12 protein-coding genes are annotated in these 23236 nt (G+C 51.8%); 11 read left to right on the forward strand and 1 reads right to left on the reverse strand.

From position 1 onward, the window contains the following. Nucleotides 1-100: 100 nt before the first annotated feature. The 3 genes from ACYVC2_RS06500 (at nt 101) to ACYVC2_RS06510 (ending at nt 3451) form a co-directional block, all read left to right on the forward strand. On the forward strand, nt 101-1618 hold the full coding sequence (locus ACYVC2_RS06500; protein ID WP_461101494.1) for a DUF4832 domain-containing protein: 1518 nt from the start codon (nt 101-103) through the stop codon (nt 1616-1618). 196 nt (nt 1619-1814) lie between these two features. Further along, a complete protein-coding gene (locus ACYVC2_RS06505) occupies nt 1815-2294 on the forward strand; it encodes a PspC domain-containing protein (RefSeq protein WP_461101495.1) in 480 nt (159 codons plus the stop codon). A gap of 107 nt (nt 2295-2401) precedes the next feature. Further along, nucleotides 2402-3451 carry a LiaI-LiaF-like domain-containing protein gene (locus tag ACYVC2_RS06510; RefSeq protein ID WP_461101496.1) on the forward strand — a complete coding sequence of 350 codons (1050 nt, stop codon included), beginning with the start codon at nt 2402-2404 and terminating at the stop codon, nt 3449-3451. Between the two features lie 81 nt (nt 3452-3532). Here ACYVC2_RS06510 and ACYVC2_RS06515 read toward each other — a convergent pair whose 3' ends face one another. Continuing rightward, nucleotides 3533-4549: a GntR family transcriptional regulator gene (locus tag ACYVC2_RS06515; RefSeq protein ID WP_461101497.1), complete on the reverse strand. Its 1017-nt coding sequence runs from the start codon at nt 4547-4549 to the stop codon at nt 3533-3535. A 348-nt stretch (nt 4550-4897) separates the two neighbouring features. Here ACYVC2_RS06515 and ACYVC2_RS06520 point away from each other — a divergent pair, with 348 nt between their 5' ends. The 8 genes from ACYVC2_RS06520 to ACYVC2_RS06555 all read left to right on the forward strand — a co-directional run bounded on the left by ACYVC2_RS06520 (nt 4898) and on the right by ACYVC2_RS06555 (nt 23133). Further along, nucleotides 4898-7258, forward strand: a complete 2361-nt coding sequence (locus ACYVC2_RS06520) for a DUF1549 domain-containing protein (RefSeq protein ID WP_461101498.1) — start codon at nt 4898-4900, stop codon at nt 7256-7258. An 85-nt stretch (nt 7259-7343) separates the two neighbouring features. Then, on the forward strand, nt 7344-8786 hold the full coding sequence (locus ACYVC2_RS06525) for a DUF1501 domain-containing protein (protein WP_461101499.1): 1443 nt from the start codon (nt 7344-7346) through the stop codon (nt 8784-8786). A gap of 111 nt (nt 8787-8897) precedes the next feature. After that, nucleotides 8898-11252: a PSD1 and planctomycete cytochrome C domain-containing protein gene (locus tag ACYVC2_RS06530; protein WP_461101500.1), complete on the forward strand. Its 2355-nt coding sequence runs from the start codon at nt 8898-8900 to the stop codon at nt 11250-11252. Nucleotides 11253-11294: 42 nt separating this feature from the next. Continuing rightward, nucleotides 11295-12749: a DUF1501 domain-containing protein gene (locus ACYVC2_RS06535; protein WP_461101501.1), complete on the forward strand. Its 1455-nt coding sequence runs from the start codon at nt 11295-11297 to the stop codon at nt 12747-12749. A gap of 92 nt (nt 12750-12841) precedes the next feature. Then, a complete protein-coding gene (locus ACYVC2_RS06540) occupies nt 12842-15016 on the forward strand; it encodes a c-type cytochrome domain-containing protein (RefSeq protein ID WP_461101502.1) in 2175 nt (724 codons plus the stop codon). Between the two features lie 197 nt (nt 15017-15213). Beyond that, the gene (locus ACYVC2_RS06545) at nt 15214-18459 is read left to right on the forward strand and encodes a SusC/RagA family TonB-linked outer membrane protein (protein ID WP_461101503.1); all 3246 of its coding nucleotides are present in this window, start codon (nt 15214-15216) and stop codon (nt 18457-18459) included. 99 nt (nt 18460-18558) lie between these two features. Then, on the forward strand, nt 18559-20076 hold the full coding sequence (locus tag ACYVC2_RS06550) for a RagB/SusD family nutrient uptake outer membrane protein (RefSeq protein WP_461101504.1): 1518 nt from the start codon (nt 18559-18561) through the stop codon (nt 20074-20076). 381 nt (nt 20077-20457) lie between these two features. Beyond that, nucleotides 20458-23133 carry a c-type cytochrome gene (locus tag ACYVC2_RS06555; RefSeq protein ID WP_461101505.1) on the forward strand — a complete coding sequence of 892 codons (2676 nt, stop codon included), beginning with the start codon at nt 20458-20460 and terminating at the stop codon, nt 23131-23133. Nucleotides 23134-23236: the final 103 nt, after the last annotated feature.

Below are 23236 nucleotides of genomic sequence, written 5' to 3' on the forward strand. Positions count from 1 at the left end.
AGGATTACTCAAAATCCTTCGCTGTGATCGGAATGACAAAAATGGGGCTTTCATCATCCAGAATAGCTTCAATATAAGCGTAAGTTGCTAATTTGGGCCAATGAACCGCTTTTTTCGACTGTGTCCGCTTTTAGCAGGCTGTATGCTGCTTGGGCAGTTATCCGTCTTTGCCCAGGATCACCGCGTCACGTATCGCGAAAGTCAGGAAGATTTTCTCAATCCCGAACGGGGCTTTTATATCCCGATATCGACTTCTTCGGCCAAATTTGTACCGCTCGATGCTGCTAAGCTGGCCACGTACCGAAGCCAGCCGCAGCGCGCTGCCAAAGCGACCTATTCGGTCAATTGTTCGCTGGTATATCGGAGCTACCGGCTGGAGACGTTTGTGGACAAGCCCTTCAGCGACGAGTTCCTGAAAAACGTACAGGCCGATTTCGCCATTGCCCGATCGGCTGGTGTCAAGCTCATTCTGCGCTTTGCCTACATCGAAAAGACTCACGCGGGCGACTGTCCGGATCAGTACAAGATCTGCCCGCCCTACGGCGACGCACCGAAAGCCATTGTCCTGAATCACATCAGCCAGCTAAGTCCGCTCCTGCACGAAAACGCCGACGTGATTGCCGTGCTGCAAATGGGATTCATCGGTATCTGGGGCGAAAACTATTACACCGATTACTTTGGCGATGCTTCTACCAACAATGGCCTGGGCGTGATTCCCGACAGCAGCTGGCAGGATCGCAATGAGGTGCTGGCAGCACTGTTGAAAGCGTTGCCAGCCGACCGCATGGTTCAGGTACGGACGCCACAGATCAAGCAGCGGTTTGTGTATGGACCTAAAGCGCCCGTTACGTCGGCAGCTATGCCGGCAACCCAGGGCTTCAGCGACGCGCCAGCCGCCCGGGTCGGCTTTCATAACGATTGCTTTCTGGCGAGCGAAGACGATTACGGCACCTTTTACGACGTCGGAAATTCCTCCACCAAACGCGGGCCGGCGAATGCGGTACTGCGTCGGTACTTGGAGCAGGATAGCCGGTACACGCCCGTCGGGGGCGAAACCTGCGACGACGCATTTAGCCCGCAGAACGACTGCGCACCCCTGGGGCATGCCGAGCAGGAAATGGCACGGATGCATTACAGCTACCTGAACAGCAGTTACAACAACGACGTAAACAACGACTGGCAAACGAACGGATGTATGGATAACATCCGTCGGCGACTTGGCTACCGGTTTGTGCTTCGCGAATCGACTCTGCCCGCTACCGTTGCGGCTGGCCAGCCTTTGAAACTATCGCTGACGCTCGCAAATGTGGGCTATGCTTCGCCGTATAATCCACGACCGCTGCAACTCATTTTACGAAATCTGGCCACCGGAGCCGTGCATGTCGTCCCGATCCGGGCCGATGTTCGTCGGTGGTTGCCCGGCTCACATTCGTTGCAGCCGTCGCTCCGGCTACCCGAGGCTGTAAAACCTGGTCGGTATGAAGTGCTGCTGAACCTGCCCGATGCCTATGCATCGCTGGCTAAAAATCCGGCTTACAGCATCCGGCTGGCCAACGAAGGGATTTGGGAAGCCCAGACAGGCTTCAGCAAGCTAAATCAGGTACTCACCGTGCGCTGAGCCTATCGGCAGAACCAGCTGTCCAGTGTGAAGGCCGCTTTTTGACCAGGAAAATAAGCTGGCTCAACCACTACTATGCATTACCTACTATCATTGAAAACATACTTCCATCCCGAAGCGCGTCCACTCTTCCGATTCTGCTTCCTTCCGGCCGATTTAGCAGCTAGGTTTACATCGGTTTTAGACATCAGAAGCCATGAACAAACGATTAGAACGCATCCCTGGCGAGGCCATGGTTGCGGGCGTTGCCGCCGGATTAGCTCAGTATTTTGGTATTAGCCGCACGTTGGTACGGATCATTTTCCTGGTGGGTATTCCACTGCCGCACTTCCCGGCTCTGTTAATTTATATTATCTTGTGGATCGTTATGCCGAAGCAGCCGCTTGGTGCATTCGTCACGCAATCAACCGTTTACGCAAACCCTGTTTTTTCCATGAATCCGTACAATCCCAATAAACCCGCATCGCCCGATCGGAGCATCATCGGCGGGGGTATTCTGATCCTGCTTGGTATTCTGTTTCTGCTCGATCGCTACTTCGACATTGATTTTGGTGATTTGTGGCCGTTTATGCTGATCGCTGGGGGCTTGTGGTTGATTTTCAAGGACCGGATCAAACCGCCCTATGATAATACCTACAACGACACCACGAACAACGACCCGAACGGAACGCTATAACTGAATGAATAATGTGTAATGAATAATGCGTAATGGACAATGCTCACGTAGCGATACATCATTCATTACACATTATTCATTATCCATTATCAACAACATAACTGATCATGCAACGAAGAAATGGATTGTTTTGGGGAATTTTTCTCCTGACGTTTGGGGTGCTGCTGCTGGCACGTCGGGCGGGTTGGCTGGATGTCGACTGGCATTCGCTCGTGAATTTGTGGCCCGTTCTGCTGATCCTGGCGGGGGTAAATCTGATTCTGGAACGACGCGGCAACCCGATCGCTTTCGTAACGACCGTGATGCTGGCCGTTGCTGTCCCCGCTACGCTATTCGGCTTTTTCAGTCATGACCGCGACCGCGACGGATTTCATATGCGCTGGAACCATGATGATGATGACGACAACGACGATGAGGAAAATTACAGCGACAACGACTCGGACAATAACGATGATGATTCGGACAGCGATGATGAGTACCGGGCAGAGCGTGAGCGTCGGAATGCAGTCGATGGAGAAGTACACAGCAATACATTTACCGAAGCCATAGATGCCGATACCCGCGAAGCGGTCCTGAAGTTATCGGGCGGAGCCGGACGTTTCTTCATCAGCGATCCGACGACCGAACTGATCAAAGCCGATACGAAGCAGACGGTTGGTTCATATTCGATGTCCGTCGACCGCGATGAAACAACCCATGTTCCAACCATTGAACTGAAGCCCACGGAAGAACATCAGCACATCGATTTGAAAGACGGCGACTACGAAAATCGGGTCGATATTCACCTGAACACCAAGCCTGTCTGGACCATGGACGTAGCGCTTGGTGCTGGCCAGGGTGATCTGGACCTGAGTCAGTACGCGGTTAAGAAACTGAAAATTGGTGCCGGTGCTGCCGACCTCGACCTGAAACTGGGTGCGAAAGCCGATCAGGCCGACGTGAAACTCGACGTAGGAGCCGCTTCGGTAACCGTACGCGTGCCGAAGGAGGTGGGTTGCCGAATCGAGAAAGACGGTGCCCTGAACCTGGAACAACTGGACGACTTCACCAGCCTGGGCGGGGGCGAGTTTGTCAGCCCGGGGTATGACGCAGCCACCAAAAAAATGACCATTCGTTTCGACGGCGGTATCTCGCGGTTCAAAGTCGTTCGGTACTAAACGTTGCTTAAACACAGAGCCACGGAGAACACAGAGGAAAATTAGTCAACTCTGTATTCTCCGTGGCTCTGTGTTTAAACCCTACAACGATTTGCGGACGATTAGCCGGAAGGGATTTTCGACGTGTTCGACGCTGCCGTTCAGAACTAGTTGCGCGGCTGTTCGGCCCATCTGGGCAAAATCGGTGGACATGACCGTAATGCCCTCCAGCAGAAATTCTTTCAGGGGTGTGTCGTTATACGACAGAATGCCCACTTCCTGCCCCACCACATACGACGTTTTCTTGATCTTTTTGATCAGTTCGACCAGGTCTTCCTCCATCAGGTTGATATAAGCCTGCTGCGGCTCGATGGACTCATGCTCGATATTATGAATGACGCGCGTCTGAAAGCCGTGTTCGTAGCAGAACTTGTAGTACCCGTTCAGAATGGCTTTCGGGTGGTAGGTATACGATGGAAACAGGATACTCAGGGTCTTGTATTTTCGTAGCAGCGGCAATGCTTCCGTCAGGGCCTGATACAGATCTTTCTCGAAGTTCTGAAAGACAGCGGCATAGTTGCCTGTTATACCTTCCAGCAACTTATCCAGAATAACCAGTTTGTGTTTGGGCAGGCTGTTGATCAGTTCATCGGCTTTGGCTTCGCCTTCGAAAAAGTGACCGATAATGACATAGTGGGTGTGATTGCGGGCTTGCCGCTGGATGAGATCCCGAAACAGCCGGAAATCGTTGTTGTAAATAAAAAAATCGATGGCCACGGTCGGACCCAGCACCTCCACGAACGAGTCGTAGATAATTTTTTTATGGACGCTTAACTTATTGAACAACAGAAAGATCTTCAGGTTGTGTCCCGTCGGTGTATAGTTGATGTAAAAGCCTTTGCCTTTAACTGCGCCGATAATTTCCTTTTCTTTCAGCAGTTCGTATGCCCGCTCGATCGTGCCTTTAGACACATCGAATTCGGCGCATAATTCATGGATAGATGGAAGTTTATCTCCTGGCAGGATATCCCGGTTTTCGATGCCTTCCACAATCGAATTATAGATCTGCTGGTACTTAGGCGTGTTCGAGTAGTCATTAATTTTTATGTGGTAAAGCATAATCTACGATTTGATTCAGGAATGAATGCAAAATAAACAGTAACCCGAAGCAATACGTACCTATACGTACCCAGGCCGACTGGCTCGTAGAAGGCAAGACTTGCAAAAGGTTATGTACAAGGCAAATAGTACGGTAAGGTTGTATTAAAAATACTAAGGATATTATTAAAATAATCCCAGATTAGGTAGGTGTAGGAAAGTGTTTTTGCGAAGATTAGTAATATTTGAGTAGTCAATTATCTTTTTTAAGGCCTGGCTACCTATCTTTTCTTATCTTGTAAATAATAGCAATGACCAGATCTTCAGGTACTCCTGGTCGATTTGCTTTCAACACAATCTCTGGGCATAGTGACGATAGTAACAGCAGAATCATTTTGGCTTTGGCCGTTTTTAGGACGCTTACACCCGTTGGTTGTTCACTTTCCGGTCAGTTTACTTTGCGTTGCTTTCGTATTGGAGGGAATCGACTGGTATCGCCGGTCTACAACGTTTCGGGCGGGCGTTACCGCTTTGCTCTGGATAGGTGCAGGCAGCGCTGTTTTAGCCGCCATCTTCGGCTTCATACTGGTCAATCAGGAAGATTACGCCGGGAAAGGCGTGGCGATTCACCAATGGGCGGGGCTGGCGACGATGCTCCTGGCGATACTGACTCTTGTAGCCGTTCGGTTGGGGCATACAGCATTATTCCGGAGTTTATTGATCGCAACGGTTCTGGGCGTTACGCTGGCCGGGCACTATGGAGCGCTGCTCACTCATGGCGAAGATTACATCAGCAGTGTGCTGCCGTTTGGCGATAAGCCCAAAGCACCCGGCCCTGATGGTGCTACGTTTGCCTTCGCCAGTATGAACGCGAACCAGCTTACGGCCAAACAGATTCAGGAAATCAATCTGGAAGTTCGGTCGATTCTGGCCCACAACTGCTACAGTTGCCATAGCGATACCAAAACGAAAGGCGAGTTACGACTCGATAAAAAAGAACTGGTGATGAAAGGCGGCAAACACGGGGCTATCCTGAAAGCAGGCCACCCGGAAGACAGTGAGCTGATCCGCCGGATTACGTTACCGGCCGAGGACAAGGAAGCGATGCCGACCAAAGGCAAACGGCTCACTGACAAAGAGGTAGCGCTGCTGTCGTTCTGGATTAAAGCGGGGGCCCCCTGGCCCAGCGGTGCCGAAAAAAGTCTTTACCGGGTAGCCGCTCTGGAACCGCGATTACCGGTTTTGCCAGCGGCTACGGTCGACATTACCAACCCCATCGACCGGCTGGTGAACGTTTATTTTCACAAGAACAAGATTGAGTGGAAGAGCGTCGTCGACGACCGGACGTATATGCGCCGGGTATACCTGGACGTAATTGGGTTGCTGCCAACACCCGCTAAAATTCAAGCCTTTGCGGCCGACACCCGACCTGACAAACGCGAAGCACTGGTGAAGGAGCTCCTCAGCCGGAACACCGATTACGCGCAACACTGGCTTACCTTCTGGAACGATGCCCTGCGCAACGACTACACCGGAACGGGCTACATTACCGGCGGTCGATACGACATCACGAAATGGCTGTATTCGTCGCTGAAGACGAATAAACCGTACAATTGGTTTGTGCGTGAACTGATCAGCCCGACCAAAGAATCGGCGGGTTTTATCAAGGGCATCCAGTGGCGCGGCACCATCAATTCGAGCCAGCGTACAGAAATGCAGGCGGCTCAGAACGTGGCGCAGGTCATGCTGGGTCTTAATCTCAAATGTGCTTCCTGCCACGATAGCTTCATCAGCGACTGGAAACTGGCCGATGCTTACGCTTTTGCCAATATTTTTGCGGATACCACCCTGGAGATTAACCGTTGCGATAAACCCACGGGCAAAATGGCGGGTCGTCAGGTCCTGTATAAAGAACTCGGAACCGTCAGTGTCGACGCGCCGACCGAACAGCGTCTGCGCGAACTGGCCGATTTTCTGGTACAGCCCAAAGACGGTCGGCTGTACCGCACGCTGGTCAACCGGGTATGGGCGCAATTAATGGGGCGCGGCATTGTCGAGCCCGTCGATGCGATGGACAACGAACCCTGGAGTCAGGACCTGCTCGACTGGCTGGCCTACGATTTTGTGCAGCAGGGCTACGACATCAAAAAACTGATTTACACGGTTCTAACGTCGAAAACGTACCAGTTGCCATCAGTAGGGGTAAAAGACGCGGGCTTGCTCACCGCTCCGACCTATGTGTTCGAAGGAATGGTTCGGCGTCGGCTTACGGCCGAGCAGTTTGCTGATGCGATCAGCCTGGCCTTCAGCCCGATTTACCAGGATACGTCGGTGGTGAAAATGCTGCCTAAAACGATCCGGAAAGAAATCGCTTTTCCGCGGGCGTCGCTCGTCAAGAACGACCCGTTTCTGACCGCCCTGGGCCGACCGAACCGCGAAACGGTTAGCACGAGCCGGACCTCACAGGCCAATTTATTGCAGGCGCTGGAATTAACCAATGGCACAACGTTTAACGAAGCGCTGAAGCGGGGGGCCGAGCGCTGGAAAGCCAGATACCCGTCGTCGGACGTGCTGGTGAAAGAACTGTATCGAAAATCATTAGGGCGCGATCCACAACCCAAAGAAATGGCGGTGGCGCAGAAGATTGTCGGTGAAGAGCCGAGTGTCGAAGGCATCGAAGATTTGGTTTGGGCTATGGCGCTTCACCCTGAATTTCAGTTGATTTATTAATGGGAATGCATAATGCATAGTGGCATACCAGCTAACTCATTATCCATTATTCATTGTGCATTATCCATTATAAAACCGTAACGCGATGAGAAACAGATGGAACCGGCGGGAATTTCTTCAGAAAACGAGCGCGGCTACCCTGGCGGCTCTGGCCGCTGGCGCACCGATCCCGGGCTTACTAACGGGCTGCGCCAGTGCTGACAAAGCCAAACCGGCAAACCTGCGTGGTACGGCCGATACGGTCATCCTGCTCTGGATGGCAGGGGGCATGGCTCATACTGAAACCTTCGATCCCAAACGCTACACGCCGTTTGAAACGGGGATGGAAGGCAACCGGGTGCTGAGTACGTTCAAATCCGTGCCGACGGTACTGGATGGCATTCATTTTTCCGAGGGCCTTCAGTCGATCGGTAAGGTAATGGATCGGGGCACGCTCATTCGCTCGTACGTCGCGGCCGATATGGGCCACATTCTGCACTCGCGTCATCAGTACCATTGGCATACGTGTTACGAACCGCCCCAGACCGTGGCCGCTCCCCACTTCGGTTCCTGGATTGCGAAAGAACTGGGTCCGAAGAATCCGGTGATTCCGGCGTTCATCGATATTGGGCAGCGGTTTACGGTAGGGGAGGCCGAAGAGCTGAAAGCATTCCACACCGCCGGGTTTCTGGGTAATGAATTTGGTCCGTTTTTTATTCCCGATCCGAGCCAGGGGCTGGAAAGCGTCCGGCCGCCGATTGGGATGGATGCGCGCCGGTTCGAACGACGGAATCAGTTATACAACGAACTCATCAACAGTGGACCGGTGGGTGAATTTGGAAGTGACTACCAGAAAGAATCCCTGCGCCGGTCGATGGAACAGGCGTACCGATTGCTGAATTCGCCCGAAGCGAAAGCGTTCGACCTGAGCACCGAACCGAAGCACATTTACGAACGCTACAATACCGGTCGGTTCGGCTTAGGCTGTCTGCTGGCCCGGCGACTGACCGAGCAGGGGGCACGATTCATCAGCGTAACCACCGAGTACGAACCGTTTAAAGGCTGGGACACCCACGAAAACGGCCATACCCGGCTGGAAGACATGAAATGCCAGATCGACGGGCCCGTGGCGCAGTTGATTCTGGATCTGGAGAAAACTGGTCATCTGGACCGTACGTTGATCATTCTGGCCAGCGAATTCAGCCGCGACATGATGGTGGAAGGTCGCCCCGATGTGAAGGTACAGGAGCAGGTGGCGCAGCCCGATGTGCTGTCGGACCTGAAATTCTACGGCATGCACCGGCATTTTACCGATGGCTGCTCCGTTCTGATGTTCGGGGGCGGGATCAAAAAAGGGTTTGTGTACGGCAAGACCGCCGACGAACGGCCCTGCAAAACCATCGAAAAACCGGTGCGTATCGACGGAATCCATCAGACAATTTACCATGCGCTGGGAATTGCGCCGGATACACAGTATGAAGTTGAAAAGCGCCCCTTTTATACGACACCCGATGGGAAAGGAAAACCCGTCATGGAGTTGCTGGTGTGAGAAACGTCATTACTAGTCATTATCGTCATTGGGTGTCAGTTAACAGTCATTCACAAACACCAAGACGACTAATGACTCTCGAATGACAAGTAATGACCACAAATGACTGATATGTTTTCGATAAGATCGCTATCGTATTCGTTGCTCGTCCTGCTCGTCGGCGCTGTCTGGGCGACGCAGTCCTGTACGCGCTCGTCGGCGGGGCAGGCGGATGAAGAGCAGTTGCCGGACATGGTCAGTTACAATTTCGACATTCGGCCTATTCTGTCGGACAAATGCCTGGCCTGCCACGGTCCGGATGCCAACAAACGGGAAGCAGGTTTGCGACTCGACATGCCCGAAAGTGCCTTTAAAGCCCTGAAAGAACATCCGGGCGCCCATGCGATCGTAGCCGGAAAACCTGAATTATCGGAAGTATTTCTGCGCATCTCATCGCAGGATACCTCAACGCTGATGCCACCGGTCAACTCGGGGCTGAAACTGTCTGCCCGCGATATCAAACTGATCGAAAAGTGGATCAAACAGGGTGCTGTTTACGAAAAACACTGGGCCTTCGTGGCACCAAAGAAACCAGCTTTACCAACAGTCGGCCGGACAGACTGGCCCCGAAACGAAATCGATTATTTTATTCTGCAGAAGCAGGAGCAAAAAGGCTTGTCGCCCAACGAGGAAGCGGATAAGGAACGGCTCCTGAAACGGCTCAGCCTCGACCTGACCGGTTTGCCCCCAAGTCTGGCGCTGATGGATCAGTTTATGACCGATAAAAGTCCGGATGCGTACGAAAAGGCCATCGATCAGTTGCTGAAAAATCCGGCTTACGGCGAAAAAATGGCGGTTCACTGGCTGGACATTGCCCGCTACGCCGACTCGCACGGCTATCAGGACGATGGCTACCGGACCCAATGGCCCTGGCGCGACTGGGTCATTCATGCGTTCAACAAAAACATGCATTACAACGATTTCGTGACCTGGCAGCTGGCGGGCGATTTTCTGTCGAGTCCGAAAGGCTGGGGTGGTCCCGGAACGCCGGACAAAGAGCAACTGCTGGCCACGGGCTTCAATCGAAATCATAAAATAACGGAAGAAGGGGGCGTCATCCCCGAAGAGTATCGCATCTCATACGTGACTGACCGGACGGACCTGTTCGGTAAAGGGCTGCTGGGCGTAACGATGGAATGTGCGCACTGCCACGACCATAAGTACGATCCATTCTCGCAGAATGAATACTACCGGCTTTTCGCGTTTTTCAACAATGTTAAAGAAGTGGGCATCGAGTCGGTCATTGGCGGCCCCGATACCTACGCCAAAAAGCCGCTGATGGAGATCTGCGACGAGGATGTGAAGGATATTCTGTCGTTCGTCAACAAGCTGGATACCAATAAATTGATTGTTTCGGTGATGACCGACCTGGATACGACCCGAAAAACCTTTTTGCTGAAACGGGGGGTGTACGATGCCCCCGGCGATGAAGTGCAGCCGGGTACACCCAAAGCGATTTTGCCGTTCAACGAAAACTATCCGAAAAACCGGCTAGGGTTGGCTAAATGGATGTTTGATCGTCGGAATCCGCTGACAGCGCGGGTGTATGTCAATCAGCTTTGGCAGGAATTCTTCGGCAAGGGAATCGTAAAAACTCCCGGCGATTTTGGCATGCAGGGCGAACTACCGTCGCATCCTGAACTGCTCGACTGGCTGGCCGTCGATTTTATGGACCACGGCTGGGACATCAAGCGGCTGGTCAGGCAGATGGTTACCTCGGCAACGTACCGGCAATCGGCGGTGATTTCGCCCGAAAAACTACGGGCCGACCCCGACAACCGGTATCTGGCGCGCGGGCCGCGCTATCGCATCAACGCCGAGTTTGTTCGGGATCTGGTCCTCAGTAGCAGCGGTCTGCTCAACCGAACCATTGGTGGGCCCAGTGTCAAGCCGTACCAGCCGCCAGGTTTGTGGGAAGGCGCTACGTCCGGGCGCGGTCTGTTGTCTATGTACGTGCAGGATCACGGCCCCAAACTCTACCGGCGCGGCATGTACACGCTTATCAAGCGCACGGTGCCGCCCCCTTCGATGGCTATTTTCGACGCCAGCAACCGCGATCTGTGCGAAGTAAGACGCCTGAAAACGAATACACCCCTGCAGGCGCTGATTATGCTGAACGACCCCACCGTGCTGGAAGCATCGCGTGTACTGGCGGCCAATCTACTAGTCGAAAAGACTGATATCAACACGAAAATCGGTAAAGCGTTCCGACTGATTGTGAGCCGGAAACCGAATGAAAAGGAAGTGTCTGTTCTGAAGGCGTATTACGAAAAGGAACTGAAAACCATTACTAAACCAAGCGCCGAAAAAGCGCTGGCTGTGGGCGAATACCCGATTCCTCAAAAACTCGATACGGTGCAACTGGCTGCCCTGATGCGGATTGTCTCGACGATATACAACCTGGAAGAAACGATTACGAAGACCTGATAAAATTTCCTGTTAATCCTGTCAGGAAAGACCCTTACCGATATGGAAAAAGAAATCTTAGAACACGGATTGAATTTCAACCGGCGTCGCTTTCTGTCCAGATTGAGTCTGGGGCTGGGGAGCGCGGCACTGGGTTCGTTACTGATTCCTGACCTGTTTCGGGGTGGCGATGCAGACGATGAGGGGTTTACACCCGGTATGCCGCACTTTGCTCCCAAAGCCAAGCGGGTGATCTATTTGTTTCAAAATGGCGCTCCTTCGCAGCAGGAACTCTTTGATTACAAGCCTAAACTGCGCGAGTTGACTGGAAAGGAAATTCCGCCATCGGTACGGGGAAACCAGCGGTTGACAGGTATGACGGCCGGCCAGAAAGAACTGCCGCTGGTGGGTTCGTTCGTCGATTTCAAACAATACGGTCAGTCGCGGGCGTGGATCAGCGATTTGCTGCCTTACACGGCGAAAGTGGTAGACGATCTGTGCATTGTGAAATCGATGTATACCGAAGCGATTAACCACGATCCGGCCCTGACGTTTCTGCAGACGGGCTCCCAGCAGGGCAACCGACCGAGTATGGGTTCCTGGCTGAGCTACGGGCTGGGTAACGAAAACAAAAACCTGCCCAACTTTACGGTGTTGCTCTCGCGCGGTATTGGCAACGGACAGGGCGTTTACTCGAAACTCTGGTCCAACGGCTTTCTGGATTCCATTCACCAGGGGGTTCAGTTCAGCAAGGGCGAAGACCCGGTGCTGTACCTGCGTGACCCTGAAGGGATGAACCGCAAGGATCGCCGGGATATGCTCGACAACCTGGCTCAACTGAACGAGATGGCCTACCAGGAATTCGGTGACCCGGAAATCACGGCTAAAGTAAAGCAGTACGAGATGGCCTACCGGATGCAGACTGCTGTTCCGGAAGTGATGGATCTGTCGAAGGAGCCGGACGATATCGTTAAACTGTATGGTCCCGACTGCCTGGTGCCCGGTACGTTTGCGGCTAACTGTCTGCTAGCCCGTAAGTTGTCTGAGAACGGCGTTCGTTTCGTTCAGTTGTATCATCAGGGGTGGGACCAGCACGGAAATCTACCCTTCGAAATTGCCCGGCAGGCTAAAGACGTCGATCAGGCCTCGGCAGCACTGGTTACCGATCTGAAGCAGCGTGGCTTATTAGACGAAACCCTGGTGATCTGGGGCGGTGAGTTCGGGCGGACGAGCTATACGCAGGGTAAACTGACCAAAGACAATTACGGACGCGACCATCACCCGCGCTGCTTCACCATCTGGATGGCGGGCGGAGGCATCAAACCGGGCATCGTGTACGGCGAAACCGACGAAATGGGATATAATATTGCCAGCAATCCGGTACACGTGCACGATTTTCAGGCGACGGTGCTGAACCAGTTGGGGCTGAATCACGAAAAACTAATTTTCAAACATCTGGGACGACGCTATCGGCTGACGGATGTGTCGGGAAAGGTGGTGCGCGACATCATCGCATAACGGATAAACGGTTAAACACAGAGCCACAGAGCGCACAGGGCTATAGTAACTAACTCTTCTTGGTGTTCTCTGTGTTAATTCCTGATAAGCAAATGCAGAAAAGATTAGTCGGTTTAGCTGAGCAGGGGTTGTTCGCTTCGGCGGTGTTCATTCTGGTATTACTGGCGTTCGAAAGCCGAATCGTCGTACCGGTATGGCTGCAGCCGGTCGGGCGGATGCATCCGCTACTCCTGCATTTCCCGATTGTTATTCTGCTGCTGGGCATCGTGATGGAAGCTTTCCGCTTCAACGGAGCCAATGCTTCCAATGAATTTTACCGGACTTTCTCGCGGAATCTGCTGCTGGTTGGCGCTTTGCTGGCCGCCCTGACTGTCATCATGGGCTTATTTCTGGCTCGGGAAGATGGCTATACCGGTTCCGTTGTGCAATGGCATAAATGGGCGGGCGTCGGTACATTTTTCCTGGCGTGCCTGCTCTACTGGAGCCAGAAAAAGCCCTGGTATTCACAAGCCGTAGCCCGAACGGGAGCCATACTGACGGGTGTCGTGCTGATTGGAGCAGGCCATTATGGTTCGGTCATTACCCACGGTGAGGATTTTATTCTGGCTCCTGTTGCGCACCAGACCCAAACTGCTTCCGTCGATTTGCAGCAGGCACTGGTTTTCAACGACGTGATTAAACCCATATTCGAGCAGAAGTGCACCAGTTGCCATAACCCCGATAAGCTAAAAGGCGAGCTGGCTCTTACCGATGCCGAGGCTATTCTGAAAGGGGGTAAGAGTGGAAAACTGTTCGTGGCTGGTAACCCCGAGGTGAGTTTGTTGCTTAAACGTATACACCTGCCGTTAGAGGAAAAAAAGCACATGCCACCGTCGGGGAAAGCGCAGCTTACGACTACCGAAGTCAGATTACTTTCGCTCTGGATCAAAGACCGTGCGGAGTTTACCAGAAAAGTCGTCGACCTGCCTGCGTCAGATTCATTGCGTATGCTGGCGGCAACCCTGTTCAGAACAGCCGAGCCGACGGAGCCTGTATTTGCGTTTGAGGCTGCCGATGAGGAAACCGTCAAAAAACTAAACACCGATTACCGAACCATTGCTCCCCTGGCTAAGGAGTCGCCCGCTCTGGCGGTCAATTTGTATAATAAAGCGAGTTATTCGCCCGAACAATTGCAGGAACTGAGTCCGTTGAAAGATCAGGTTGTATACCTGAATCTGAATAAAATGCCGGTAAAAGATGCTGATCTTAAGTATGTTAGCCAGTTCGGAAATCTCGAAAAGCTGGATGTTAATTTCACCGATATTACCGGGAAAGGACTAAAAGAACTGAGGTCATTAAGCCATCTGGAAAGCCTGGCACTATCGGGCACCGGAGTAAAATATGCCGACTTACAAAGCCAGATCAAAGCATTTAAGCACTTGAAAACCATAGCGCTATGGGAAACGGGCCTGACCGATGCGGAGATACGTCAATTACAGAAAGCAAATCCACAGATTCAGTTCATTATGGGCTTCGATGGGGCTAAAAGCGAACCGATCCGGCTAAATCCTCCGGTACAGAGTAACTCGACCATTTTTTCGCAGTCGACGCCGATACAGCTGAAGCATCCGATTCGGGGCGTCGAAATTCGTTATACCACCGATGGAACGGAGCCTGATAGCCTCCATTCTCCCATTTTCGACGGAAAAGCGATGCTGACAGGTAGTACGACGATCAGGGCGAAAGCCTATAAATCAGGGTGGTTGAGTAGTCCGGTCGCTACGTTCAACTACTATAGAGATACCTACAAACCCGACAGCGCAAACCTGCTGATGCCGCTCAATCCAGTTCATCAGGCCGAGGGGGCCAACACCTTTTTCGACCATAAACTAGGTACATTCAACGCCAATAGCCCCGCCTGGGCCAACAATTGGGCAGGCGTCCGGAAGAACGATCTGGTACTGGTATCCGAATTTAAGCGCCCAGTAACCGTTACTTCTGTCGACCTGCGGACGATGATCGAGCCCGAAACGGGCATTTTTCCGCCGGAACTGATTGAAATATGGGGCGGCAACAGCCGCGAGCAGATGACTTTACTGGCGACGACGCGACCGGCTTTACCCGCTCAAAAAAGCGATCCGGTGATGAAAGCGCTTGGCTGTAGGTTTAAACCCCACACGGTTTCTTACCTGAAAATCGTTGCAAAGCCAGTCGCTAAACTACCCGAATGGCATGGTAGTAAAGGGAACCGCGCCCTGCTGCTGGTAGACGAGATTTTTATCAACTAAACATGGAATTTTTGGATATTAGTTAGGGGTATTGGGCGATTCGGTATTAAAAATTCCAAGAAAAATATCCAAATAATGCCAAAGTTGGGTAGGTATGGGAAAGTTGCCGAATCAAAGCTGGTAATATTTGGCTATCCAATTGGCTTTTACTTCAGCCAAGGACCGTCTACAATCCTATCTCTTATTCTTTAAATTCCATGAAAAGACTCTATCAGTTAGCAACGCTAAGTATGATGGCAGGCGCAGTCTCCGGTTTTGCCCAGGGGACGCAGAAGATCCCACAAAAAGGCGACCTACAGAATACCGGACAACTACTGGCGATGCGCGCCGTCGGTACTAACCGGATTGCCGTTAAGGCCCCCACGGCCGACATTACCGTTTCGGGACGAGTGGTAGATGAGAAAAACAACGGCTTACCGGGGGTAAGTGTCGTTGTAAAAGGAAGTACGAAAGGAACCAACACCGACGAGCAGGGAGATTTTAAAATTCAGGTTCCAAACCCGCAGGCTATACTGGTCTTCAGCTTTGTCGGCTATGAGCCGAAAGAAGTACCTGTCGGTAACAAAACGACCATCAACGTAGCCCTGACTGGGGGCGACCAGACCCTCAACGAAGTTGTCGTTGTGGGTTATGGTAGTCAGCTGAAAAAAGAAATAACGGGCGCTGTTCAGACGGTAAGTGCCGCAGAAATCAAAGATCTACCCGTTTCGCAGATCGGCCAGAAACTACAGGGCCGTCTGGCAGGGGTGCAGATTAACCAGACTACCGGTAAGCCCGGTCAGGGAATTTCCATCCGGATTCGGGGCCAGGTATCGGTTTCGGCGGGTAGCGATCCCTTGTACGTTATCGACGGTTTTCCGATTACGGGCAACATTGCTCAGTTGAACCCCGACGAAATTGATGATCTGACCGTATTGAAAGATGCGGCTTCTACATCACTCTATGGATCGCGGGCGGCTAACGGGGTCGTGCTGATCACAACGAAGAAAGGCAAGCCTGGCCAGACCAATGTTAGCTTCAGCGCCTACGCGGGCGTGCAGAAAGTGCCCATGAAAGGGCGGGTAAAAATGCTGAATGCCGTTGAATTTGCGCAGTTTAAGAAAGAGTTTTACGAAGATCAACTGCAGCCCGTACCGGATATATTTCAAAATCCGGCACAGTACGAAGGTAAAAACAACGACTGGTATGATGCCTTACTTCGGGTAGCCCCCATTCAGAGTTATAATTTGAGTGTATCGAACAATACGGAGCGCTCGAATACATCCCTGGTAGCGGGTGTATTCAATCAGGATGGCGTTGTGCTGAATAATAAGTACAAGCGGTATTCGCTGCGGATGAACTCGAATTATAATTTGTCCAAAAGTGTAACCGTTGGCTTTAACGCAGCGCCGTCCTACGTATTCGATAATACGCCCCGAACAGATGGTGACCGTGGTACCGGCATTCTGTTCAATGCTCTGCACACCTGGCCCATCATGCCCATTTATGATGCCAATGGGCAGTTGACCAAATACAATACCTTGCCGAGCAGCACAGGTAATATTTTTAACTATCCGAACTGGGTACGGGCGGCAAACGAACTGATCAATGAAACCAGAAATACGAATTTGCTGGCCAATGCATACGTTCAGTACCGGCCGATCAATGGCTTGACGCTGAAATCGACGATCAATATCGAGTACCTAAACTCGAAATTTTTCTACTTCAATCCGTCGACGGCTACTAGCTCTATTAACGTGCCAATACCAACAACGGCCTCGTCGACGCGGCAGAGTCTGGAAAATGTATCCTGGTTGAACGAAAACCTGGCGACTTACTCGCGGAGCTTCAACGATCACAATTTTGAGCTGTTAGCGGGCTTTACCAACCAGAAATTCCGGCAGGAGTTTACCCGAATCTCAGCCAATACCTACGCCGATGACCGGCTGCCAACCATTCAGGGAGCGCTCAACATCGACCGGTCTGGTAACCCTTCCAATACAAGAAATGATATTCAGCAGTGGACGCTGACCTCCTACCTTTCTCGATTGACTTATAATTACAAAGGCAAATATCTGTTCACTGCAGCCATCCGGGCCGATGGTTCTTCCCGATTTGGGGCCAACAATCAGTTTGGTACCTTCCCCTCAGCATCTGTGGGCTGGGTTGTATCGGACGAAAGCTTCCTCAAAACAGTACCTCAGGTTTCGTTTGCCAAAGTCCGGGCTAGCTACGGCGTGATCGGTAACAATAACATCGGTAACTACACGTCTTATGCGCTGGTAAACAATACCACTAATGCCGTTTTCGGCAGTAATGTAGCGACTGGAGCAGTCGTAACCTCTTTGGCCAACCCCAATTTAGGCTGGGAGACGACCCGGCAGTTCGACATGGGTCTCGATCTGGGTTTATTCAATGATCGCATTCAGTTCATTTACGACTTCTACACGAAACGGACGACGAATCTGCTTTATGCCGTGCAGGTGCCTCAGGAGTCGGGTTTTACGAACTTCAACGATAACATCGGTGAAATCAGGTTCTGGGGCCATGAGTTCTCGCTGACTACCAAGAACACGACGGGTAAACTGAAATGGACGACCAACGCCAATATCTCCTTCAACCGGAACATAGTCGAATCGCTGGCACCGGGTATTGATCGGGTATATGGCGGTACGGGTTTCCACATAACACAGGTCGGTAAGCCTTTCGGTCAGTTCTATGGTCTGGTCAAAGAGGGCTATTATACGAGTGCCGAACAACTGAGAACCTCTCCGGTCATTCCGGGTCGTTCGGCCATTGGCACTATCAAGTTTAAGGATATAAACGGCGATGGCGTGATTACGAACGGGGGCGATGCCGACGATCGGACCATTCTTGGTAGCCCATTTCCGAAGTTTACCTACGGTATCACCAACGACTTGAAATACGGTAACTTCGATTTCTCGATTACCGGTTCTGGCTCCTATGGCAATCAGTTGTGGGTCCGTCACTTATATAGCACGGCTAACCTGGACGGTGTATTCAACATGGTGGAAGGGGTAAAAGACCGCTTCCGTGTTCAGAATGCTATCGTCGATGTCAATGGCGTCAAGACCGGGGTTGCGACCAACGTAATTACTCAGGGTGCCGGTAAGTTTGGTGCAACCAACAACGGGGGGAACTTTACAGGGATTGAGCGCGACTGGCATAGTTCGCAGTTCCTGGCCGATGCGTCGTTTTTCACCATCAAAAACATAACGGTGGGCTATAATTTCGGACCATTGAACAAATTCTTCCGATCGGCTCGGCTCTATGCTTCAGTCCAGCAGGTGTATATATTCACGAAATACTGGGGTGGGCCTAATCCGGAAACCAGTGGTAATGGAGCTGGTGATGGGCCTGGCGACAACCTGAGTCAGGGGGTCGATTTCTCGAACTACCCGGTTCCACGTACGTATACCATGGGCGTCAATCTGAACTTTTAATCTAATGAATAATGGATAATGTACACCAGACAATGGCAGTGATGAAGAAAAGGACTCTGGACACCATTATTCATTTGCTTAACTAACTGACTATAAAGAATGAAAACGAAATATATAGCAGCCGGCTTCTTAGCGATTGCCCTGGCCGGTTGCACAAAGGATTTTCTAACTGTAGTGCCAGAAACGGCCCTGAGTTCGGCAACGTTCTTTAAGACCGAAGCCGACTTTCTACAGGCTATCAATGGTGCCTACGTGCCCTTTCGGCAGATGTACAACGAACGGGCCTGGGTGCTGGAGGAGATGCACTCCGACAACACGTATTATGCCCGCAATACCTTGTACGGCGCAGTCGACCCAACCGAGAACGTAGCTGATTTTGCCGTTCCGACAGCGAATGGTGTTACTGCCAACGATAACGTGCTGGTACAGTATCGGCTGAACTATGTTATTATTTCCCGCGCCAATCAGATTCTGTCGCTCATCGATGGTACCGGCCTGACGTTTTCCAGTGATGCTGTCAAAAATAACGTCAAGGGGCAGGCTCAATTTCTTCGGGCCTTTGCCTATTTTGATCTGGTACGTTTATTCGGTAAAGTTCCCCTGCACTTGACCCCAGTTACGGGGCGCGAAGATGCGGCTTTGCCGTTGTCGACAACCGACGAGATTTATGCCCAGATTGAGAAAGACGCTTTAGCCGCCAGCACTAACCTTCCTGACAAAAGTGCGCAGGAATTGGGGCGCGCTACATCGGGAGCAGCTAAAACGTTGTTAGCGAACCTGTATATCACGCAGAAAAAATGGGCGCAGGCTGAAGCGCAGGTCAAAGATGTGATCGCATCGGGCAAATACAGCCTGATGCCCGATTACAACGACGCCTTTTCGTATACCAGCACGAACAAAAACAATGCCGAGTCGGTGTTTGAGATTCAGTACATGGAAGGGTCTGCCGGGTATAATGGCAATCAGATTTATCGCTTTTTGCCTTCGCCCATAACGGCAGCTGAGATTGCGCCGATTGTGGGTACCTCGAATCCCCAGCCTACCTCGCAGGAGAGTAACAACATACCCACGAAAGATCTTATCGAGGCTTATGAGGCTGGCGACAAACGGAAAGATATTTCGATTGGGACCGTTACGTTGAGCACAAGTTTGCGCGCCGAGAAGAAGTATCCATACATCAAAAAATATGCACGGACACATTCCTTGAACAACAATACGGGGCAGAACTGGCCGGTATACCGTTACGCCGAAGTGCTGCTGTTCATGGCCGAAGCGCTGAACGAACAAGGGAAAACAGGAGAGGCTGCTCCTTACCTGAATCAGGTGCGGACACGGGCTGGTCTGGCAGCCACAAAAGCATCGTCGCAGGCCGATATGCGGGAAGCTATTTTTAAAGAAAGACGAGTGGAGCTGGCTTTTGAAAACAAACGCTGGTTCGACCTGACCAGAACGGGCCGGGTGAAAGAAATCATCGGTGCGTACGGTGCTAAAGTGAAAGCGAACCCATCGGATTACTATTTCCCCGCCGGAGCGGTGCCACCACCGAACGCCTTTACGGTGCTGGACGATTACTATGGTCTGCCAGCCGTTGAGTCTGCTCTGACACCCTACTTCTAATTCGCGTATCCTCAATCCCCGAAGCGAACTGGGTTCGCTTCGGGGATTGAGGAATATTCAGGAACAATTTATCTGCTTTACTCCGCTATGAAAAATGACAAAGCCTCCTTCGACATCGACCATCTGGGTTCGAAAATCAGACATTTCCTTGGCGAGGTTGTAGATGGGAGCCTGCATAGCAGCTAACCCACTGCACCAGAGAACACACGGCACCGGCAACGTTGGCCGAACGGGTGCGAATGCGCCGTATTCGCTCGATCAATCAGTAGAATATGCCAGCGTTTTGCCTCTTATTACCTGAATACAGCCGAAAAACCGATACCGGATAAACCTTACAAGCCGGTAGCGAAACAAATTATAAACCTTATCTCTGAAAAGACTATGTTTTCTCAATTTAACAAGGCTAAACTCGGGCTGGTCGCTTCGGCGCTCGTTCTGGTCGGCGCATCCTGGGTCAGTCTGCACTACCCGGAAACTGATCGACAGGGGGCGGAGAATCCTAAAGTCGATAAGCTCAAACTACAGCCGGGCTTTAAGGCCGAGCATTTATACGATATTTCCGAAAACCATCAGGGGTCGTGGGTATCCATGACGTTCGACGATAAAGGCCGTATGATCGCTTCCGACCAATACGGTGGCCTGTTTCGGTTGAAAATACCTACTATTGGAGCAGGGTCGACTCAGCCTACGGTGGAGAAGCTGGTCATTGCCAAAGATACCAGCGTCGGCATGGGCTATGCCCAGGGACTTTTGTACGCGTTCAACAGCCTGTACGTCATGGTCAATAACCGACCCAGCAAGCAGTTCCCGAAACCAAGTGGCCTGTATCGGCTGCAGGATACGGATGGCGACGATCAGTTCGATAAAGTGACGATGCTGAAAGAATTGAAAGGGGAAGGTGAGCACGGTCCACACAGTATTGTGCTCTCACCCGACAAACAGTCGATTTATGTCTGCGCCGGCAACCACACCGATGTGCCACAGATGGATGCGTATCGGTTGCCGTCGAACTGGAAAGAAGACAACCTGTTTCCGCTGATCAAAGACCCGCGCGGGCATGCTAATGACCGATATGCGCCCGGTGGCTGGATTGCTAAAATCGATCCCGAAGGAAAACGCTGGGAGCTGATGGGCGCCGGTTTCCGGAACGAATTCGATATTGCTTTCAATGAAGCAGGCGATTTGTTTACCTACGATTCGGATATGGAGTGGGACTTTGGCCTGCCCTGGTATCGACCTACCCGGATTTGCCACGTTCCCAGCGGAGCGGAGTTCGGCTGGCGCACGGGCAACAGTAAATGGCTACCAGCAAATCCGGATAATCTGCCGCCGATCGTAAACATTGGTCAGGGGTCTCCAACCAACGTTATGTCTGGGTTGACAGCCAAATTTCCGCTGAAATACCGGCAGTCTGTTTTTGCTTTCGACTGGAGTTTCGGTATTATTTATTCGATCCATCTTAAACCCAAAGGCGCTTCGTACGAAGGCGAACGGGAAGAGTTTATATCGGGTACACCGTTGCCACTGACCGATGGTGCCATCGGCCCGGATGGCGCTATGTATTTTCTGACGGGCGGTCGTCGCCTGGAGTCTGATTTGTACCGGGTTTATTACACGGGCAATGACGCCGGCCAACTACCGACGCCAAACCTCACGGCTGAGCATAAGCTGCGAACCAGCCTGGAGAAATTCCACGAAGGACCGAACCCGCAGGCCGTTGCGGCTGCCTGGCCCAACCTGAATCATGCGGACCGGTTTGTGCGGTATGCCGCCCGGATTGCCGTCGAGCATCAGCCGGTAGCACAATGGCAGGAGAAAGCGCTGGCCGAAACCGATCCGATTCGGGCTACGCAGGCGATTGTTGCCCTGGCGCGGCAAGGCAGTGCCGATTTGAAAAGCAAAGCCATTGCCACGCTGCTAAAAATCAACTACGCCCAGTTGCCCGAGTCACAACAGTTTGATGTGCTACGAGCGTTTGAACTGATTTTCCTCCGTATGGGCGCACCGGAGGCTGCTGACAAAGAGAAGATTATCGCGTATCTGAATCCGCATTATCCGGCAAAGTCGGCGCTGCTCAACCGAGGACTGAGTAAAGATCTCATTTACCTGGAAGCGCCGGGTGCCGTCAGCAAAACCCTGGCTCTAATGGATATGAAAGATGAGCCGGGTATGAAAAACCTCGGGTTAGATCCTTCCACGGCCTCCAGTGACCTGATTCTGCGGAATCCGCAGTATGGTATGGATATCGCCAAAATGTTGTCTAAAGTGCCACCGCTTCAGCAGACCTATTACGCCGTAATGTTGAGCCGGGCCGAGAATGGCTGGACGCCGGAACTTCGGGATAAATATTTCGCCTGGTTCGGGAACGCGTTCAAATATGAAGGGGGCCGGAGCTACGTTGGCTTTATCGACCGGGCTCGAAAACTGGCTCTGAATCACGTGCCGAAAGAGCAGTTCGATAAGTATAACAAACTGTCGGGAGCTGATCTGCTGACCAGCTCAGGTAACGACATCGTCAAGAGCGACTATACCCCAAAAGGGCCAGGTCGACGCTGGACTTTAGACAATGCCGTAGCTGCCGTCGATACGGGAAAATTGGCTCCCGATTTCGAAACGGGCAAGAAAATATACGGGGCGGTGTTGTGCAGCAGTTGCCATGCTATGCAGGGGTCGGGTGGTGATATTGGTCCTGATCTTACGCAACTAGGCACCCGCTTTTCGAACAAAGATATTCTGGATGCCATCATCAACCCTAGCAAAGCCGTTTCCGATCAATATGCATCGACGGTGTTCATTCTCAAAAATGGGCAGTCGGTTGTTGGCCGTCTCGTCAATGAGGATAAAACAAACTATTCGATTTCCCAGAATCCGTTTGCCGCTAATGAACTTCGGAAAGTTGCCAAGAAAGATGTGGTCTCGAAGCGGAATTCACCGGAGTCCATTATGTATCCGGGGCTGATCAACAGTCTGAATCCGCAGGAACTCCGTGACTTGATGGCTTACCTGAAATCTGGTGGCAATCAGAACAACGAAGTGTACAAAGCGGGTGGGAAATAATTAATCATTTTGCTTGTCATGTATGGTCATTTTCGTTGTGTCATCGCTTGTTGAGCTAATCGATGACACAACGAAAACGATCATGAATAATAAGCAATGACTA

It is taken from the genome of Spirosoma koreense (assembly GCF_054777875.1).

Bases quoted from the DNA above. Each gene is read 5' to 3' on its own strand.
- ACYVC2_RS06530 (WP_461101500.1), top strand. From the start codon at position 8,898: ATGTTTTCGATAAGATCGCTATCGTATTCGTTGCTCGTCCTGCTCGTC.
- ACYVC2_RS06500 (WP_461101494.1), top strand. From the start codon at position 101: ATGAACCGCTTTTTTCGACTGTGTCCGCTTTTAGCAGGCTGTATGCTG.
- ACYVC2_RS06535 (WP_461101501.1), top strand. From the start codon at position 11,295: ATGGAAAAAGAAATCTTAGAACACGGATTGAATTTCAACCGGCGTCGC.
- ACYVC2_RS06505 (WP_461101495.1), top strand. From the start codon at position 1,815: ATGAACAAACGATTAGAACGCATCCCTGGCGAGGCCATGGTTGCGGGC.
- ACYVC2_RS06510 (WP_461101496.1), top strand. From the start codon at position 2,402: ATGCAACGAAGAAATGGATTGTTTTGGGGAATTTTTCTCCTGACGTTT.
- ACYVC2_RS06545 (WP_461101503.1), top strand. From the start codon at position 15,214: ATGAAAAGACTCTATCAGTTAGCAACGCTAAGTATGATGGCAGGCGCA.
- ACYVC2_RS06550 (WP_461101504.1), top strand. From the start codon at position 18,559: ATGAAAACGAAATATATAGCAGCCGGCTTCTTAGCGATTGCCCTGGCC.
- ACYVC2_RS06540 (WP_461101502.1), top strand. From the start codon at position 12,842: ATGCAGAAAAGATTAGTCGGTTTAGCTGAGCAGGGGTTGTTCGCTTCG.
- ACYVC2_RS06525 (WP_461101499.1), top strand. From the start codon at position 7,344: ATGAGAAACAGATGGAACCGGCGGGAATTTCTTCAGAAAACGAGCGCG.
- ACYVC2_RS06515 (WP_461101497.1), bottom strand. From the start codon at position 4,549: ATGCTTTACCACATAAAAATTAATGACTACTCGAACACGCCTAAGTAC.
- ACYVC2_RS06555 (WP_461101505.1), top strand. From the start codon at position 20,458: ATGTTTTCTCAATTTAACAAGGCTAAACTCGGGCTGGTCGCTTCGGCG.